The organism is Pseudomonas halotolerans (assembly GCF_039581215.1).
In the GTDB taxonomy this organism is placed as follows: domain Bacteria; phylum Pseudomonadota; class Gammaproteobacteria; order Pseudomonadales; family Pseudomonadaceae; genus Aquipseudomonas; species Aquipseudomonas tehranensis.
This window is the reverse complement of sequence record NZ_JBCNTJ010000003.1, coordinates 148,650-167,036: the sequence shown is the minus strand read 5'-3', so window position 1 is coordinate 167,036 and position 18,387 is coordinate 148,650. Positions and strand designations below refer to the sequence as shown.

General features: G+C 60.4%; 16 protein-coding genes. 11 read left to right on the top strand and 5 right to left on the bottom strand.

Annotation, left to right across the window (positions count from 1 at the left end; all coding sequences use genetic code 11):
• Window positions 1-136 precede the first annotated feature (136 nt).
• The 7 genes from AAIS01_RS05520 to AAIS01_RS05490 all read left to right on the top strand — a co-directional run bounded on the left by AAIS01_RS05520 (window position 137) and on the right by AAIS01_RS05490 (window position 8,766).
• The gene (locus AAIS01_RS05520) at window positions 137-1,447 is read left to right on the top strand and encodes an ABC transporter substrate-binding protein (RefSeq protein ID WP_343468152.1); all 1,311 of its coding nucleotides are present in this window, start codon (window positions 137-139) and stop codon (window positions 1,445-1,447) included.
• 150 nt (window positions 1,448-1,597) lie between these two features.
• Window positions 1,598-2,530: a carbohydrate ABC transporter permease gene (locus tag AAIS01_RS05515; RefSeq protein ID WP_343468151.1), complete on the top strand. Its 933-nt coding sequence runs from the start codon at window positions 1,598-1,600 to the stop codon at window positions 2,528-2,530.
• 10 nt (window positions 2,531-2,540) lie between these two features.
• Window positions 2,541-3,371, top strand: coding sequence for a carbohydrate ABC transporter permease (locus tag AAIS01_RS05510; RefSeq protein ID WP_173406940.1), 831 nt, complete (start codon window positions 2,541-2,543; stop codon window positions 3,369-3,371).
• 138 nt (window positions 3,372-3,509) lie between these two features.
• The gene (locus tag AAIS01_RS05505) at window positions 3,510-4,613 is read left to right on the top strand and encodes an ABC transporter ATP-binding protein (protein WP_092398110.1); all 1,104 of its coding nucleotides are present in this window, start codon (window positions 3,510-3,512) and stop codon (window positions 4,611-4,613) included.
• A 15-nt stretch (window positions 4,614-4,628) separates the two neighbouring features.
• On the top strand, window positions 4,629-6,110 hold the full coding sequence (locus AAIS01_RS05500) for a mannitol dehydrogenase family protein (RefSeq protein WP_343468150.1): 1,482 nt from the start codon (window positions 4,629-4,631) through the stop codon (window positions 6,108-6,110).
• A gap of 217 nt (window positions 6,111-6,327) precedes the next feature.
• Window positions 6,328-7,815: a xylulokinase gene (gene xylB, locus AAIS01_RS05495; protein ID WP_343468149.1), complete on the top strand. Its 1,488-nt coding sequence runs from the start codon at window positions 6,328-6,330 to the stop codon at window positions 7,813-7,815.
• A gap of 12 nt (window positions 7,816-7,827) precedes the next feature.
• Window positions 7,828-8,766, top strand: coding sequence for a carbohydrate kinase family protein (locus AAIS01_RS05490; protein WP_343468148.1), 939 nt, complete (start codon window positions 7,828-7,830; stop codon window positions 8,764-8,766).
• Window positions 8,767-8,845: 79 nt separating this feature from the next.
• Here the strand turns inward: AAIS01_RS05490 and AAIS01_RS05485 are convergent, their stop codons facing one another.
• Window positions 8,846-9,124, bottom strand: a complete 279-nt coding sequence (locus AAIS01_RS05485; RefSeq protein WP_343468147.1) for a DUF1652 domain-containing protein — start codon at window positions 9,122-9,124, stop codon at window positions 8,846-8,848.
• Between the two features lie 31 nt (window positions 9,125-9,155).
• Here AAIS01_RS05485 and AAIS01_RS05480 point away from each other — a divergent pair, with 31 nt between their 5' ends.
• A complete protein-coding gene (locus AAIS01_RS05480; protein ID WP_343468146.1) occupies window positions 9,156-9,350 on the top strand; it encodes a hypothetical protein in 195 nt (64 codons plus the stop codon).
• Between the two features lie 154 nt (window positions 9,351-9,504).
• Here AAIS01_RS05480 and ilvA read toward each other — a convergent pair whose 3' ends face one another.
• The 3 genes from ilvA to AAIS01_RS05465 form a co-directional block, all read right to left on the bottom strand.
• Complete coding sequence (ilvA, locus tag AAIS01_RS05475) at window positions 9,505-10,512, bottom strand: threonine ammonia-lyase, biosynthetic (protein WP_343468145.1); 1,008 nt, start codon at window positions 10,510-10,512, stop codon at window positions 9,505-9,507.
• Between the two features lie 196 nt (window positions 10,513-10,708).
• Window positions 10,709-11,857 carry a PQQ-dependent sugar dehydrogenase gene (locus AAIS01_RS05470; RefSeq protein WP_343468144.1) on the bottom strand — a complete coding sequence of 383 codons (1,149 nt, stop codon included), beginning with the start codon at window positions 11,855-11,857 and terminating at the stop codon, window positions 10,709-10,711.
• A 47-nt stretch (window positions 11,858-11,904) separates the two neighbouring features.
• Window positions 11,905-12,246, bottom strand: a complete 342-nt coding sequence (locus AAIS01_RS05465; protein ID WP_343468143.1) for a hypothetical protein — start codon at window positions 12,244-12,246, stop codon at window positions 11,905-11,907.
• A 197-nt stretch (window positions 12,247-12,443) separates the two neighbouring features.
• Between AAIS01_RS05465 and ku the strand changes: the two genes are divergently transcribed.
• Both ku and ligD read left to right on the top strand, forming a co-directional pair.
• The gene (gene ku, locus AAIS01_RS05460) at window positions 12,444-13,334 is read left to right on the top strand and encodes a non-homologous end joining protein Ku (protein ID WP_343468142.1); all 891 of its coding nucleotides are present in this window, start codon (window positions 12,444-12,446) and stop codon (window positions 13,332-13,334) included.
• Between the two features lie 33 nt (window positions 13,335-13,367).
• The gene (gene ligD / locus AAIS01_RS05455; protein WP_343468141.1) at window positions 13,368-15,356 is read left to right on the top strand and encodes a DNA ligase D; all 1,989 of its coding nucleotides are present in this window, start codon (window positions 13,368-13,370) and stop codon (window positions 15,354-15,356) included.
• 23 nt (window positions 15,357-15,379) lie between these two features.
• Here ligD and lpxO read toward each other — a convergent pair whose 3' ends face one another.
• Window positions 15,380-16,279 (bottom strand): lipid A hydroxylase LpxO, encoded by a 900-nt coding sequence (gene lpxO, locus AAIS01_RS05450; protein ID WP_343468140.1) that lies wholly within the window; start codon window positions 16,277-16,279, stop codon window positions 15,380-15,382.
• A 402-nt stretch (window positions 16,280-16,681) separates the two neighbouring features.
• On the opposite strand from lpxO, the gene AAIS01_RS05445 reads away from it, so the two are divergent.
• Entirely contained in the window at window positions 16,682-18,271 is a 1,590-nt protein-coding gene (locus tag AAIS01_RS05445) for an ABC-F family ATPase (RefSeq protein WP_092398087.1), read from the top strand.
• The last annotated feature ends 116 nt before the right edge of the window (window positions 18,272-18,387 follow it).

Below are 18,387 nucleotides of genomic sequence, written 5' to 3'. Positions count from 1 at the left end.
TCAGCACAAGTGCGACGGATGATTTGTCACGCCGTCGATTGAGGGCTGTAATCAGCGCACATTCTTCCCTTCATCCGGAAGACACAAAAACAATAACTGTCCTTCCGCAGCCTTGGGCGCGGAAAAGGAGTGCGCGATGAAACCTTCGGTAAAAGCTCTGCTTGTCTCCACCTGCATGACCCTCAGCAGCGTCAGTTTCGGCGCACAGACCCTCACCATTGCCACCGTCAACAACAGCGACATGATCCGCATGCAAAAGCTCTCGAAGACCTTCGAGGCCGAGCACCCGGACATCAAGCTCAATTGGGTGGTGCTCGAAGAAAACGTCCTGCGCCAGCGCCTGACCACCGACATCGCCACCCAGGGCGGGCAGTTCGACGTGCTGACCATCGGCATGTACGAAGCCGCACTCTGGGGGGCCAAGGGGTGGCTGGAACCGATGAAGGATTTGCCGGCCAGCTATGCCCTGGATGATATTTTTCCGTCCGTGCGCGAAGGCCTGTCGGTCAAGGGCACGCTCTATGCCCTGCCGTTCTACGCCGAAAGCTCGATCACGTACTACCGCACCGACCTGTTCAAGGATGCCGGGCTGAGCATGCCCGAACACCCAACCTGGACCCAGATTGGTGAGTTCGCGGAAAAACTCACCGACAAGACCAAGGAACAATATGGCTTGTGCCTGCGGGGCAAAGCCGGTTGGGGCGAAAACATGGCGCTGATCACTACCCTGGCCAACGGGTATGGCGCACGCTGGTTCGATGAGCAGTGGCAGCCGCAATTCAATGGTCCCGAGTGGAAGGAAGCGCTGAATTTCTACGTCGACAACATGAAGAAATCCGGCCCGCCGGGCGCGTCCAGCAACGGCTTCAACGAAAACCTGGCGCTGTTCAACAGCGGCAAATGTGCGATCTGGGTCGATGCCAGCGTCGCCGGCTCGTTCGTGACCGACAAGACCCAGAGCAAGGTGGCCGATCACGTTGGCTTCACCTTCGCTCCCCACGAAAAAACCGACAAAGGTACCTCGTGGATGTACTCCTGGTCGCTGGCCATCCCGGCCAGCTCCAAGGCCAAGGAAGCGGCCACGGTCTTTACCACGTGGGCAACGTCCAAGGAGTACGGTCAATTGGTCGCCAAGACCGACGGCATCGCCAACGTACCGCCAGGCACACGCACCTCGACTTACAGCGATGACTACATGAAGGCCGCGCCGTTTGCCAAGGTGACCCTGGAGTCGTTGAAAGTCGCCGACCCGAAAGCGCCAACGCTCAAACCTGTGCCCTACGTCGGCATCCAGTTGGTAACCATTCCCGAGTTCCAGGCCATCGGCACCCAGGTGGGTAAATTCTTTGCCGGCGCGCTGACCGGCCAGCAGACCGTGGACCAGGCGTTGACCGCAGCGCAGTCCACCACCGAACGCGAGATGAAGCGCGCCGGGTATCCCAAGTAACCCGCGCCGCCGCTCTGCCTTTTGTGGGCGTGGGCTTGCTCGCGAAAGCGATCTGTCAGTCACATTGATATTGGATGTGCTGGCCTATTCGCGAGCAAGCCCGCTCCCACAGGGGATTTTTGTAGGCCTGCACAAAAACGGTTCAATGCCATGAATAGCTCAACGACAACCGCCAAAGCGCCCACCGAGATTGCCCCACCGGTTCGCAAAAGCCGCCTGGCCAATCCCGGCTGGTTCCTGGTCAGCCCTTCGGTTGGCTTATTGCTACTGTGGATGATCGTGCCACTGGGCATGACCGTCTACTTCTCGCTGATCCGCTATAACCTGCTCTACCCCGGCGAAAACGAATTTGTCGGGCTGGAGAACTTTGAGTACTTCCTGACCGATTCGGGTTTCATGCCCGGTGCTACCAATACGCTGCTGCTGGTGGGCAGCGTGTTGCTGATCAGTATCGTGCTCGGGGTGTTGATCAGTGCGCTGCTGGAGGCCAGCGAGTTTTTCGGCCGAGGCATCGTGCGGGTTTTGCTGATCTCACCGTTCTTCATCATGCCAACCGTGGGCGCGCTGATCTGGAAGAACCTGATTTTCCACCCCGTCTCGGGCATCCTCGCCTCGGTGTGGAAACTGTTCGGCGCGCAGCCGGTTGACTGGCTGGCCCACTATCCGCTGCTGTCGATCATCATCATTGTGTCCTGGCAATGGCTGCCCTTCGCGATCCTGATCCTGATGACCGCCATGCAGTCCCTCGATCAGGAACAGAAAGAAGCTGCGCGCCTGGATGGCGCCGGCCCGATCGCGATTTTCTGGCACCTGACCCTGCCCCATCTCGCCCGCCCGATTGCGGTGGTGCTGATGATTGAAACCATCTTCCTGCTGTCGGTGTTTGCCGAGATTTTCACCACCACCAACGGTGGCCCCGGCTACGCCTCCACCAACCTCGCCTACCTGATCTACAACCAGGCGCTGGTGCAGTTCGACGTTGGCATGGCTTCGGCCGGCGGCTTGATTGCCGTGGTGATTGCCAATATCGCCGCCATCATCCTGGTCCGGATGATCGGCAAAAACCTCACCGACAAGAATTGAGGCCGCAGCCATGACACTTCAACAATCCCGTCGCCTGCAAAGCCTGCTGCTGGGTACGCTGGCCTGGGCCATCGCGATCCTGATCTTCTTCCCGATCTTCTGGATGGTGCTGACCAGCTTCAAGACCGAAATCGATGCGTTCGCCACGCCGCCGCAGTTCATCTTCGCGCCGACGCTGGAGAACTACCTGCACATCAACGAGCGCAGCAACTACTTCAGCTTTGCCTGGAACTCAGTGGTGATTTCCTTCAGCGCCACCGCCCTTTGTCTGCTGATTGCAGTGCCGGCGGCCTACTCCATGGCGTTCTATGAAACCCAGCGCACCAAAGGCACGTTGCTGTGGATGCTCTCCACCAAAATGCTGCCGCCGGTGGGCGTGCTGATGCCGATCTACCTGTTGGCCAAGAGCTTTGGCCTGCTGGACACGCGGACTGCGTTGATCATCATCTACACCCTGATCAACCTGCCGATCGTGGTCTGGATGATTTACACCTACTTCAAGGACATTCCCCGCGACATCCTTGAAGCCGCGCGTCTGGATGGCGCCACGCTGTGGCAGGAAATGGTGCGAGTGCTGCTCCCCATCGCCAAGGGCGGCCTGGCCTCCACCGTGCTGCTGTCGCTGATTCTGTGCTGGAACGAGGCGTTCTGGTCGCTGAACCTCACCTCGTCCAAAGCTGCGCCCCTGACGGCCCTGATCGCCTCCTACTCCAGCCCCGAAGGTTTGTTCTGGGCCAAGTTGTCGGCCGTCTCGACCCTGGCCTGCGCGCCGATCCTGATTTTCGGCTGGATCAGCCAGAAGCAGCTGGTGCGCGGTTTGTCCTTCGGCGCCGTGAAATGAATCGCCAAAAGATCGCAGGCTTCGCCAGCGCCTACACGCAGCCCACAGCCTTCACGATCCCGTAGGAGCTGTCGAGTGCAACGAGGCTGCGATCTTCTCCAGCCAAACTGAATAAATGACAAGTGGAGGCCCATCATCATGGCCAACCTGAAAATCAAGAATCTGCAAAAAGGCTTCGAAGGTTTCTCCATCATCAAGGGCATCGACCTTGAGGTGAACGATCGCGAATTCGTGGTCTTCGTCGGCCCGTCTGGCTGCGGCAAGTCCACGCTGCTGCGGCTGATCGCCGGCCTGGAAGAAGTTAGCGACGGCACCATCGAACTGGACGGCCGCGACATCACCGAAGTCAGCCCGGCCAAGCGCGACCTGGCGATGGTGTTCCAGACCTACGCCCTTTACCCGCACATGAGCGTGCGCAAGAACATGTCCTTCGCCCTGGACCTGGCCGGTGTGCCCAAGGCCGAGGTCGAGAAGAAAGTCAACGAAGCGGCGCGCATCCTCGAACTGGGGCCGATGCTTGAGCGCAAGCCCAAGCAGTTGTCGGGCGGTCAGCGCCAACGGGTGGCGATCGGCCGGGCCATCGTGCGCAACCCGAAGATTTTTCTGTTCGACGAACCGCTGTCCAACCTCGACGCCGCCCTGCGGGTGCAGATGCGCCTGGAACTGGCGCGACTGCACAAGGAGCTGCAGGCGACGATGATCTACGTCACCCACGATCAGGTCGAAGCCATGACCCTGGCCGACAAGGTGGTGGTGCTCAACAGCGGGCGCGTCGAACAGGTCGGTTCGCCGCTGGAGCTGTATCACCAGCCGGCCAACCTGTTTGTCGCCGGGTTCCTCGGCACGCCGAAAATGGGCTTTCTCAAAGGCAAGGTCACACGGCTTGAAGGCCAGGGCTGTGAAGTCCTGCTGGACGCCGGCACCCGGATCAGCCTGCCCCTGAACGGGGCCAGCCTGAGCGTCGGTGGCGCGGTGACCCTGGGGATTCGCCCGGAGCATTTGAACCTGGCGCAACCGGGCGATTGCACGCTTGAGGTCACCGCCGATGTCAGCGAACGGCTGGGCAGCGATACGTTCTGTCACGTTGTGACCGCGTCCGGCGAAGCCTTGACCATGCGGGTGCGCGGCGATCTGGCGAGCCGTTTCGGTGAACAACTGAGCCTGCACCTGGATGCTGAACACTGCCACTTATTCGATGCCGAAGGCGTGGCGGTCACCCGTGCGCTGCGCGTCGCCGCCTGATTGCCGAGACTTGTGATGAAACTCAACCGACAGAACCTACACAACCTCAACCCTGAGGTCGCCCTGCCCGCTTATTCGTTGAGCGAGGTCAGCCAGGGCATTGCCCACATCGGCGTCGGCGGCTTCCACCGCGCGCACCAGGCTTATTACACCGACGCCCTGATGAACACCGGCGAAGGCCTCGACTGGGCCATCTGCGGCGTGGGCCTGCGGGCCGAAGACCGTCGTGCCCGGGATGACCTCGCCAGTCAGGACTACCTGTTTACCCTGTTTGAACTGGGGGACACCGATGACACCGAAGTTCGGGTGATCGGTGCCATCAATGACATGCTGTTGGCCGAAGACGGCGCCCAGGCGCTGATCGAGAAACTGGCCGATCCGCACATCCGCATTGTCTCGCTGACCATCACCGAGGGTGGCTACTGCATCGACGACAGCAATGGCGAGTTCATGGCCCACCTGCCGCAGATCCAGCACGACCTGGCCCATCCTGACGAACCGAAGACGGTCTTCGGTTTCCTCTGCGCGGCCCTGGCCAGGCGCCGCGCGGCCGGCACTGCGGCATTCACCCTGATGTCCTGCGATAACCTGCCCCACAACGGCGCTGTCACCCGCAAGGCGCTGCTGGCATTCGCCGCGTTGCGCGACCCCGAGCTGGGCCAATGGATCGACCGCAACGTGAGCTTCCCCAACGCCATGGTTGACCGCATCACCCCCATGACCAGCGGTGCCCACCGGCTGCAATTGCATGACGAACATGGGATCGACGATGCCTGGCCGGTGGTCTGCGAGCCGTTCGTGCAATGGGTGCTGGAAGACAAATTCGTCAACGGTCGCCCGAACTGGGAAAAGGTCGGCGTGCAGTTCACCGATGACGTCTCGCCCTATGAAGACATGAAAATCAAGTTGCTCAACGGCAGTCACCTGGCGTTGACGTACCTGGGTTTTCTCAAGGGTTATCGCTTCGTCCACGAAACCATGAACGACCCGCTGTTCGTGCGTTACATGCGCGCTTACATGGACCTGGACGTGACCCCGCAGCTGGCACCCGTGCCAGGGATCGACCTGACCGACTACAAGAACACCCTGGTGGAGCGTTTTTCCAACCAGGCGATAGCCGACCAGTTGGAGCGGGTGTGTTCGGACGGCTCGTCGAAGTTTCCCAAATTCACCGTGCCGACCATCAACCGTTTGATTGCCGATGGCGGTGAAACCCGTCGCGCGGCGCTGGTGGTGGCGGCCTGGGCCGTGTATTTGAAAGGCGTGGACGAAAACGGCGTGAGCTACTCGATCCCGGACCCGCGGGCGGCGTTCTGCCAGGCGCTGGTGGCCGACGATGCGCTGGTGACCCAGCGGCTGCTGGAGGTCGAAGAGATTTTCGGCACGGCCATTCCCCATTCGCCTGAGTTCGTGGCAGCCTTCGAGTGGTGCTGCAACAGCTTGCGCGAACATGGGGTCACGCCCACGCTTGAGCGGGTGTTGGCCAACACGGACTGAGTTGCTGACACGATCTGCTTTTTGTGGCGAGGGGATTTATCCCCGCTGGGTCGCGAAGCGCCCCCCCAGACGAGCTGCCTGATATACCTAAGCCGCAGATACATTGGGGCTGCTTCGCAGCCCAGCGGGGCGGTGCGACGTTTCGCTAAATCCCCTCGCCACAGGTAATTTCCCTGGCCACTAGTTCTGTGTTTTGTTCTTTGATCCGAGGATTCTTATGGCAAACCAACAATTGTTCCTGGGCATCGACTGCGGCACCCAAGGCACCAAGGCTTTGATCCTCGACGCAAGCAGCGGTCAGGTTCTGGGACACGGTTCTGCTGCCCACACCATGATCAGCGGCCCGGATGGGCGACGCGAGCAAGATACCGCGCAATGGCTGGACGCTTTCACCCAGGCCACCCACCAAGCCCTGGCATCCGCTGGCGTCGATGGCCAGGCCATCCTCGGCCTCAGTGTCTCCGGCCAGCAACATGGCCTGGTACTGCTCGATGATCAAGGCCAGGTCCTGCGCCCGGCCAAGTTGTGGTGCGACACCGAAAGCACTCCACAAAACGATCGTCTCTTGGCCCACCTGGGCGGCGAAAGCGGCTCCCTGGAACGCCTGGGCGTGGTCATTGCCCCCGGCTACACGGTTTCCAAACTATTGTGGACCCGCGAGCATCACCCGCAGCTGTTCAACCGCATCGCCAGCATCCTGCTGCCCCACGATTTTCTCAATCACTGGCTCACCGGCCGCCATTGCAGCGAATACGGCGACGCCTCGGGTACTGGCTATTTCAACGTACGTACCCGTCAATGGGACGTACCGCTGCTGCAACACATCGATCCCAGCGGCCGGCTGCAATCGGCATTGCCGCAGCTGATCGAGGCCCATCAGCCGGTGGGGCGGATCCTGCCGGCCGTTGCCGCCCACCTGGGCATCAACCCCGACGCGGTGGTGGCCAGCGGGGGGGGCGACAACATGATGGGGGCTATCGGCACCGGCAACATCCAGCCCGGTGTGATCACCATGAGCCTGGGCTCCTCCGGCACGGTCTACGCCTATGCCGCAGAGCCTGCGGTCAGTGCGCAGCCGTCGGTGGCAACCTTCTGCTCATCCAGCGGCGGCTGGCTGCCGCTGATCTGCACCATGAACCTGACCAACGCCACAGGGGTCATGCGCGAGCTGCTGGAGCTGGACATCGAAGCGTTCAATGCCCTGGTGGCGACGGCCCCGATTGGCGCCGAAGGCGTGTGCATGCTCCCGTTTCTCAACGGCGAGCGGGTCCCCGCCCTGCCCCATGCCACTGGCAGCCTGCTCGGTCTGACCACCACCAACCTGACTCGGCCCAACCTGTGTCGGGCGGTGGTCGAAGGCACGACCTTCGGTTTGCGCTACGGTTTGGACCTGCTGCGCGCCAATGGGCTTGAGGCCCAGAGCATCCGCTTGATTGGCGGTGGCTCGAAAAGCCCGATTTGGCGGCAGATCGTCGCCGACATCATGGACACCACGGTCATTTGCACCGAACAAAGCGAAGCGGCTGCGTTGGGTGCGGCGATTCAGGCGGCGTGGTGCCATTCAGGCTCGCCAGACAGCTTGGCCGACCTGTGCGAACGCTGCGTCAAGCTCGATCCAACCAGCGAAACCCGACCCGTTGCCGAGCATGTCGCCGCATCCCAAAAAGCTTATGAATATTATCAACAACACGTCGCAACCCTTTAAGAGTTAAGAACTATGTATTTGGTGTGTGGTGAAGCGCTGTTTGATTTTTTCAGCGAAAAGGAAACCGGCGGCCCGGCCTCACAGGTCAATTTCAAAGCGATTGCCGGCGGCTCGCCATTCAATGTGGCGGTAGGGCTGCGGCGCTTGGGGGTGGAGTCTGCGCTGTTTGCCGGCTTGTCTACGGACTACCTGGGCCGACGCTTGCACCAGGTCCTGCTTGCCGAAGGTGTCAACACCGAGTACGTACGGGACTTCGACGCGCCTACAACCCTGGCCATGGTGGCGGTCGGCGCCAACGGTTCGCCCCACTATAGCTTTCGCGGTGAAGGATGCGCGGACCGGCAACTGGGCCTGGACCATCTGCCGGTCCTCGGTCCCCACGTACGCGGATTGCATGTCGGCTCCTTCTCTCTGGTGGTGCAACCGATCGCCGACACACTGCTGGCCTTGGTACGGCGCGAGAGCGGCAAGCGCTTGATCAGCCTGGATCCGAACGTGCGACTCAACCCGCAACCGGACATCGAACTGTGGCGCTCGCGAATCGCAACGCTGGTCGAATATGCCGATTTGATCAAGGTCAGCGACGAAGACCTGAGTCTCCTTTACCCCGACCATCTGCCACAGACCCTCATCGAGCGCTGGCTGGAGCACCGTTGCCAATTGGTGTTCCTTACCCGTGGCAGTCAAGGCGCGACGGTCTTCAGCCGCCAGCACGGCTCCTGGTCAATGCCGGCATGCTCGGTGCAAATCGCCGATACCGTCGGCGCAGGGGACACCTTCCAGGCGGCGTTGATTACCTGGCTGACCGAGCGACAACTGGATTCGGCGGAAGGCCTGCATGCCCTGACTCGGGAACAGGTGAGCGACATGCTCGCCTTTGCCATGCGCGCGGCTGCACTGACGTGCGGCAGGACCGGGCCGGACCTGCCGTATCGGCAGCAATTGGACTGAATCGATTGAGTAAAAGCACGGCACCGGGTTCGGACAATGACCGAACCCGGACGTGATTCTCAGAAGGACAAGGCCGTGATCAGCGCCCGGTCATGCGGTGTTGCTGATGAAAGTGATTACTGGTGTGGTGATTGTGGTCGAGTTCAGAGCGCAACTCGGCAATCAGGTCGTTGATTGCCCGGCAACCATTCAGCTTGTTGGCATCAATGTCGGTCTTGATCAACGCCACACGATCGGTTTCATGATCGTCATAGATCTTGATTGTCATCGACAAGTCAGGTGACAAGGTGCACTGCGAGCGCTTGGGCAGCAAGCTGCTTTCAATGATGTTTCGCATTTCGAGGGCAGATAAAAACATGGCGACTCTCTCCTGTTGAGGCGGCCAATTTATGTTCACGACGGCGGTATTTCGCCCGTTCTTCCATGCGGACTGGGACTACGAATGCCGTGCCGTTCGTTCGTTCTTGGCGTTTCTAATCAATGAGCCCATTAAGCGACTCATTCATCATCCCGCAAAAAATATGCCTGCTTTAAAGAAAATCCCGATTGATCCAAATCAACTACTTAGCTTTCAGGACGGTTGAAGCGTGCGTGCAAATTGCAAGGAAGCGGGATTTTCCTCATGCAAACTGCAATCGCCAATGATCCCTGTCGCAAGCTAGATTAGACCCTCTTGCGCCGGGGCGAACGGGCGCCCGTCGCCTGCTTCGAAAAAAGTGTGACGTAGCGTAAAAAACTTCAAATGGCTTGCGCCGCTGCCCGCTCCGCGACATGGCGCAGGCTATCGAAGTTGATATTCGCGCCTGAATCGATTGCCACCAGTGTTTCGCCCCGTGCCCCGGTGTGAGCAACGTAGTGCTTGATGCCGGCGACCGCCAGGGCGCCCGAGGGCTCGGTTATCGAGCGGGTATCGTCATAGATGTCTCGGATGGCCGCGCACAATTGGTCATCGGTGACGGTGATCACTTCATCGACGCAAAAACGGCAGATGTCGAAGCCATAGACACCTATTTGCGCAACAGCCACGCCATCGGCAAAGGTTCCCACGCTTGCCAAACTCACCCGCTCACCGACTGCCAGCGCCGCCTGGAGACAAGCGGAATGTTGTGACTCCACCCCGACGATGCGAACCTCAGGACGCAGGTACTTGACGTAGGCCGCGATTCCGGCAATCAGCCCCCCGCCACCGACCGGGACAAAAATCGCGTCCAGGCTGCCTGGGTGCTGACGCAGGATCTCCATGGCGACGGTGCCCTGCCCGGCGATCACGTCCGGATCATCGAAGGGCGATACGAACTCGCGTCCGGTCTGACGGGCCAGCTCCAGTGCGTATGCCAGGGCAAAGGGAAAGCTCTCCCCGTGCAGCACGGCTTCGGCGCCCCGGTTGCGCACACCCAGCACCTTGAGCTGTGGTGTGGTGAGCGGCATGACGATGCTGGCCGAAATGCCCAGCTCCCGCGCGGCCAACGCCACGCCTTGGGCGTGATTGCCTGCCGAAGCCGTGATGACGCCGCGAGCCCGCTGCTGCGCGGTCAGTTGTACCAGTTTGTTGTAAGCGCCGCGGATCTTGAAAGAAAAAGTCGGCTGCAGGTCTTCACGCTTGAGCAGGATCCGGTTGCCCAAGGTTTCGGACAGCCCGGCGGCCGCTTGCAACGGCGTACGCACGGCCAGTTCGTACACCGGCGCGGCGAGGATCTTCTTGACGTAATGTGCTAGCAGGGCTTGCTCGGAACGGGTGGTCGGCATGGCGGTCTCCTGGTTTGGACAAACTCCGGAGACAGAAAGAAAAAACCCGCCTCGGAGGCGGGTTGGGTACAGTCGTCAGCTAGCCCGCCAAATAAGGAATGGCGGTAATAATGCTCGGCTGGCTACGCAATACGGTGCGGGTCATGGCTGGAAATTAGCCTGCCGTTGGCAGGCAAGTCAATGGCATTGTGGCGATTCACTTGAGCCCGACTTTATAGAGCGCCCCGTCATCGTCGTCCGTCAGCACGTACAGGAAACCGTCCGGCCCCTGGCGAACGTCGCGAATACGCTCACCGAGTTCACCCAGCAGACGCTCTTCGTGAACGACCTTGTCACCCTCCAGCTCCAGGCGGATCAGATTCCGGGACACCAGCGCGCCGATGAACACGTTGCGTTGCCAGGCCTTGAAGCGATCACCGTCATAGAACGCCATGCCGCTCAACCCGGGTGACACTTCCCATACGTGAAAAGGGCCAAGCGTGCCTTCGGCGGTCTGGCCGCCGGCTTCCGGGATCGGCGCCCCGGAGTAGTTGATGCCGTGGGTCGCCAGCGGCCAGCCGTAATTCTTGCTGCGTTCGATGATATTCAGCTCATCGCCGCCCCTGGGGCCGTGTTCGTTCTCCCACAGCGTACCGTTCCAGGGATTGAGGGCCGCCCCTTGGGGGTTGCGAACGCCATAGGACCAGATCTCGGGGCGTACGTTGGGCTGACCGACAAACGGATTGTCGTCCGGTACCTTGCCGTCGGGGTAGATGCGCACGATTTTGCCCTGCAGCTTGTCCAGATCCTGGGCCGTGGGGCGCTCGTTGTTTTCCCCCAGGGTGATGAACAGATAACCGTCCCGATCGAAAACAAGACGCGAGCCAAAATGGTTCCCCGTGGAAAGCTTGGGCTGCTGGCGGAAAATCACATTGAAGTTCTTCAGGCTCTGCAGGTCTTCGGACAATTGCCCGCGGCCCACGGCGGTGCCCGCCTTGCCGTCATCGCCGGCCTCGGCGTATGACAGGTAAACCGTGCGGTCCTGCTTGAAGTCCGGCGACAGCACCACGTCCAGCAAACCGCCCTGGCCTCTGGCCCAGACCTCAGGTACGCCGTTCAACGGTGCCGAGAGCTGGCCATCAGGGCTGACCCGGCGCAGGTTGCCCGCGCGCTCTGTCACCAGCATGCCTTGTTGGTCAGGCAGGAAAGCCACGGACCAGGGATGCTCGAGCCCCTTGACCATGGTGGTCACCTCCACCGTGCCCTCCTCGCTCTTGAGTTGCTGGGTTTGCGCGGCAGACGCCGGCAGGGCAAGGGTCAGTACAGCGCTGGCGCAGAACGCGGCCAGGAGTGTTTTACGCAACATGCACACTTCCTTCTGTGGTGTGGATAGAGACTGCCGGGGCTAAGCACTCAGCGAGTGTCGTTGGAGGTGGCCCTCGGCGGTGGAGTGGACTTGATGGTAGGCCGTGGCGAACCGGCAGGCTGACCGGAACGAGGATAACCGTTGCCGATACCGCCATTCTCCAGCGTGGGTGGCCGCGGAACGGGAACCGTCGGGTTGTTATGGATCATCGGCACGTTGGGCCGGGTGCCCTGCATGCTGTTGGGATTGGCCCGGCGGATCGGGCTGTTATAGGGATTGTTGTTGCCTGGCAGGTTCTGGGCCAGTAGCACGACCCCGCGGTCGGGCGTTGCCGAGTGGGCGGCGGTGGCCAGCAACAGCGTCATGAGAGCGAGTAGCAGCCTGTTCATCGGAGCACCTCTTGGATTCAGGCATATCGAAAGCACGCTACGCCGCCGGTTCGCCATTGTTAAGGAAATGTCCGCCCGAAGATGTAACCAAGCGTCTCGAAAGTAATGTGGGGCGGGTCAACCGGCGCGCCATGGAAACTTTTGCGAAGGCCGCAAGGTCACCTGAATGACTCATTCACCGGCAAGGAAACTCCTCCATGGCACGGGCAATCTGGAAAGGCGCAATCAGCTTCGGACTGGTCCACATTCCTGTAGCGCTGGTGTCGGCCACGTCCTCCCAGGGGGTGGATTTCGACTGGCTGGACAAGCGCAGCATGGACCCGGTGGGCTATAAGCGAGTGAACAAGGTCACCGGCAAGGAAGTGACCAAGGAAAATATCGTCAAGGGCGTGCAGTATCAGAAGGGCCAATACGTTCTGCTCAGCGAAGAGGAAATTCGCTCTGCCCACCCCAAATCCACCCAGACCATCGATATTTTTTCTTTTGTCGACAGCGAAAAAATCCCCCTGCAAAACATCGACACCCCCTACTTCCTGGCGCCAGACAAACGCGGCGGCAAGGTCTACGCCCTGCTACGCGAAACCCTGATCAAGACCAACAAGGTGGCCCTGGCCCATGTCGTGCTGCATACCCGCCAGCATCTGGCTGCGCTGATGCCGCTGGAGTCTGCACTGGTGCTGGTGATGCTGCGCTGGCCCGCCGAAGTGCGTGAACTCGACATCCTGGAACTGGGCGATGAAGTCATCAAGCCCACCTTGGCCAAGGGAGAATTGGAAATGGCCAAGCGACTGGTGCAGGACATGAGCGCCGATTGGGAACCGCAAGCGTACCGAGACAGCTTCGAAGACAAGATCATGGAGCTGGTGGAGAAAAAGGCCAAAGAAGGCCGGCTCGAGGCGGTGGAAACCGACCCAGGCGAAGAGCAACGCAAGAGCGCCGATGTCATCGACCTTACCGAGCTGCTCAAGCGCAGCCTGGGCGGCAAGGGCAAGGCAGCCGACAAACCTGCTGGCAAAACCTCCGCAAAGCCGGTGAAAACCCGCAAATCCGCTCCCGCGAAAAAAGCCACCAAGGCCTCCCAGGGCTAACCCCCGGGCGCCAGCAATAAAAGGGAATCCGTCATGGCCAAGGCCCAGAGTGAATACGCCCGTTTGTCCGGTGCCGAGCCGGAGCAGAAGAGAAGCCGCAAGCGCCCCCGGCAAAACCAGGCCGGCGTCGCCAACACACTTCCCGAGCGCTTGTTGCCGCAGCGTGCCACACCCGTGGAGCAACCCCCAGCCGGTGAATGGCGTTATGAAGTGCAGTTCGATGGCTATCGCCTGATGGCCCGCATTGAAGCAGGCCAAGTGCGTTTGTTCAGCCGCAATCAGCAGGACTGGACCGATCGCCTGCCGTTGCACGCCGAGGCGTTGTCCGAGCTGAACCTGGGTGACAGCTGGCTCGACGGCGGCCTCGTTTCGCTCGATGACGATGGCCACTCTGACTTTGCGGCGCTGCGACAATCCTTCGAGATTGGCCGCACGGTAGACCTGGTGTATGTCCTGTTTGATGCCCCTTTCCTCAATGGCGTCGACCTGCGCCAGATGCCCGTTGAAAAGCGTCGGGCCGCCCTGCACAAAGCCCTGAAGAACAACGCCAGCAAGCGCCTGCGTTTCTCTGAGTCGTTTTCGGCCAACCAGCGCGACATTTTTGAAAGTGCCAACGCCCTCGCACTCGATGGCGTAGTCGGCAAACGCCTGGGCAGCCCCTATGTATCACGCCGCAGCACCGACTGGATCACATTAAAATGCCGTCTGCGCCAAGCGTTCGTGATCGTCGGTTTCACCCGCCCCAAAGGTCGGCGCAGTGGGTTCGGGTCACTGTTGCTGGCCGTCAACGGAGCTGAGGGACTGGCATATGCCGGTCGCGTCGGCAGCGGATTTGCTCACGCCCGGCTCAAACAATTGCACGAACAACTCTGCAGGCTGGAACGGGACGATTCGCCATTGGCCGCGCCGCTCAGCAGTGCGCAAAGCCGCAACGTGCATTGGGTAGCGCCAACCGAGGTCTGTGAAGTCGAGTTTGCCGAATGGACCCGCAGCGGCCTGGTGCGACAGGCCGTGTTCCTGGACGTGCAGAACGACATACCGGCAAACAAGGTTGTGCGCGAGCAACCGGTTCCGATAAAAAACATGCCCTCCACGGCCGTGCTCCGGAGCAAGGCCCGTACCGTAAAGGTCGCGGGGGTGGATGTTTCCCACCCCGAGCGCGTCATCGACAGCGTCAGCGGTGTTCACAAAGTCGAACTGGCGCAGTACTACGAAAACATCGCCCCCTGGATTCTGCCGCATCTGAAGCAGCGCCCTGTGGCCCTGCTGAGGGCTCCAGAGGGAATCGGCGAAGAGCAGTTCTTTCAGAAACACGCCGATCGCCTGGAGATTCCCCATATCAAACAGCTGGATCCGGCACTGGACCCCGGCCATGCCGCGCTGATGGAAATCAACAGCGTCCAGTCGCTGGTCAGCGCGGCACAAATGGGCACGGTGGAGTTGCACACATGGGCCGCCACGCATGATCGGATCGAGACGCCGGACCTGTTCGTGCTTGATCTGGACCCCGACCCGTCGCTGCCCTGGAGTGCGATGATCGAGGCGACGCGCCTGACCCTCTCGGTGCTCGACGAATTGGGTTTGCAGGCGTTCCTCAAGACCAGCGGCGGCAAAGGCATGCATGTCATCGTGCCGCTGGCGCGCAGTGAAGGCTGGGACCTTACCAAGGCTTTCGCCAAGGCCATTTCCCAGTTCATGACCGGGCAGATGCCGCAGCGGATCACCGCGACCATGGGGCCGAAGAACCGTGTCGGGAAGATATTCGTCGACTACCTGCGTAACGCCCGAGGCGCCAGCACCGTCAGCGCCTACTCGGTGCGCGCTCGGCCAGGTCTGCCGGTATCCGTTCCGATTGCCCGAGCCGAGCTCGACGGCCTGCGTAACGCCCAGCAGTGGGATATTTATACGGCGCTTGAACGGGCCAGAAATCTGGGCGCCGACCCGTGGGAGGGTTACAACCATCGCCAGCGGATCACCGCCAGAATGTGGGAGCAACTGGACGCGAAGAAACCCGAGGAATGATTCAGGTACGCAAAATTACCCGCTCAGATCCAGATAAAGGCGGCTAGCAGACCGCCGAACAATGCCCATTTCAGCAAGTAATACAGCTGGCGGTTACGCTTCTTCAACGCTTTGCCTTGCAGACGAATTCTGTAAAGCCTGGAAAACGCCCGGTTCAGCCCGCCCGTTTTATCACCTGCGTCGTTAGGCGCTCCGGCGGCAGCCATCACGGTGCGGCTGAACCAGCGGTTGAATGCAGCGGCCCAGCGAAACCTCATGGGGCGTTCCACGTCGCAAAACAGGATGATTCGATTGTGGGGCGTGGTGTTCTGGGCGTAATGAATGAAGGTCTCGTCGAATATCACCGCCTCGCCATCACGCCAATGGTAATGCTCGCCGTCGACATTGATGTAGCAACCGGCATCGTTGGGCGTTTCCAGGCCCAGGTGGTACCGGTAGGACCCGGCATACGGGTCGCGATGACGAACCAGCTTGGAACCCGGTGGCAGCTCGGCGAACATCGCCGCCTTGATCGAACCGATGCTCTGCACCAGTTCAGTGGTGCGCGGGCACAGCTTCATGGCCGAGGGATGGCTGTCGGCGTACCACTTCAGGTAGAAACGCTTCCAACCGGTCTTGAAGAACGAATTGAAACCCACATCGTCGTACTGGTTGGAACGCTTGATCTCCCCCGCTCGCAGCAAATTCTGGCCTTCGGCACGGATCTCCTGCCAGTGGGTCTGCAACGGGCTCAGGTCAGGAAACTGCGCCGGGTTCAGGAAAGGCTTGTTGGGCAGTTTCGAGCACAGGTAAAGCAGGCAGTTGATCGGCGCGAGGAAGGACGAGTGGTCGCTCAACTGGCGTCCGAGCTTGTGCCGAACGCGCCCGCGCAGATGCACATAACCGATAGAGAGAAGATAGATCGCGGCAATGATGAGTTTCACAGTATCCGCACACATCAAAAGTGGACAGGCTGCCACTTCCGCACAACCGAACAGTGTGGGGAATGGCGTAAGTGAGACGGCAATTTAGCCACAACTCGTAACTAAAGGTTATCCCCGCGTTGTTAAAAACTGTCTTGCCTGGGTTACACCCTATCGTTAACGCGGCCAGATCAGTACAATTGCCGCCAAACATTACGCGCCCCCTTTTTGGCCGATACCGGATTCCGGCTTCGGCGTACGTCTATTTGGGTCAGGCGCTCCGTATGCTGCTGTCCTCTTATGCCGGATGGACCCTTGCGCTTGCGACCGCGATGCTCTTGTGCGGTCGGGACCTGCGCAAACAGGTACTGAACAGGTACTGCCGCACCCTTAGCTACTCTGAATGTTCCGCAGGATAAACCTTTGATCTCTACAGCTAACATCACGATGCAGTTCGGCGCCAAGCCGCTGTTCGAAAACGTCTCTGTCAAGTTCGGCGCGGGTAACCGCTACGGTCTGATCGGCGCCAACGGTTGCGGCAAGTCGACCTTCATGAAGATCCTCGGCGGCGACCTCGAGCCGTCCGGCGGCCAGGTCATGCTCGAGCCGAACGTGCGCCTGGGTAAACTGCGTCAGGACCAGTTCGCCTACGAAGAATTCACCGTGATCGACACCGTGATCATGGGCCACGAAGAGCTGTGGAAGGTCAAGGCCGAGCGCGACCGTATCTACTCGCTGCCGGAAATGACCGAAGAAGACGGCATGGCCGTGGCCGAGCTGGAAACCGAATTCGCCGAAATGGACGGCTACACCGCCGAGTCCCGTGCCGGTGAACTGCTGCTGGGCCTGGGGATTGGCATCGAGCAGCATTTCGGCCCGATGAGCGAAGTATCGCCCGGCTGGAAACTGCGCGTATTGCTGGCCCAGGCGTTGTTCTCCGACCCGGAAGTGCTGCTGCTGGACGAGCCGACCAACCACCTGGACATCAACACCATCCGCTGGCTGGAAAACGTGCTGACCCAGCGCTCGAGCCTGATGATCATCATCTCCCACGACCGTCACTTCCTGAACAGTGTCTGCACCCACATGGCGGATCTGGACTACGGCGAGCTGCGTCTGTTCCCCGGCAACTACGACGAGTACATGACCGTGGCGACCCAGTCCCGCGAGCAACTGCTGTCGGACAACGCCAAGAAGAAAGCGCAGATTTCCGAACTGCAATCGTTCGTCAGCCGCTTCTCGGCCAACGCCTCGAAAGCCAAGCAAGCCACCTCCCGTGCCAAGCAGATCGACAAGATCCAGTTGGCCGAAGTCAAGCCATCGAGCCGTGTGAGTCCGTTCATTCGCTTCGAACAGACCAAGAAGCTGCACCGCCAGGCGGTCATTGTCGAAGGCATGGCCAAAGGGTTTGATGGCAAGCCGCTGTTCAAGGACTTCAGCTTCACCGTCGAAGCCGGCGAGCGCGTGGCGATCATTGGCCCGAACGGCATCGGCAAGACCACGTTGCTGCGCACCCTGGTCAACGAACTGGAACCGGACGCCGGGACCGTGAAATGGACTGACGCAGCAGAACTGGGCTACTACGCCCAGGACCACGCCCACGACTTCGAAGACGACGTCAACCTGTTCGACTGGATGGGGCAGTGGACCCAGGGCGGCGAACAACTGGTTCGTGGCACCTTGGGCCGCATGTTGTTTTCCAACGACGAGATCCTCAAGTCAGTCAAGGTCATTTCCGGTGGTGAACAGGGTCGCATGCTGTTCGGCAAGCTGATCCTGCAAAAGCCGAACGTGCTGGTGATGGACGAACCGACCAACCACCTGGACATGGAATCCATCGAGGCGCTGAACCTGGCGCTGGAAAACTATCCGGGCACGCTGATCTTCGTCAGCCACGACCGTGAGTTCGTATCGTCCCTGGCCACCCGCATCATCGAGTTGAGCGCCGACGGCGTGATCGACTTCAGCGGCACCTATGACGACTACCTGCGCAGCCAAGGCGTGTTGTTCTAAGAACAGCCCTGAGCCGCAAGCGTCAAGCTGCACGTGAAAAGCCCTGTCCGTTGTGACAGGGCTTTTCAGTTTCAAGGTAGAACAGCCTGTGAGCGCAATCCTGCACCTGCCCCTTG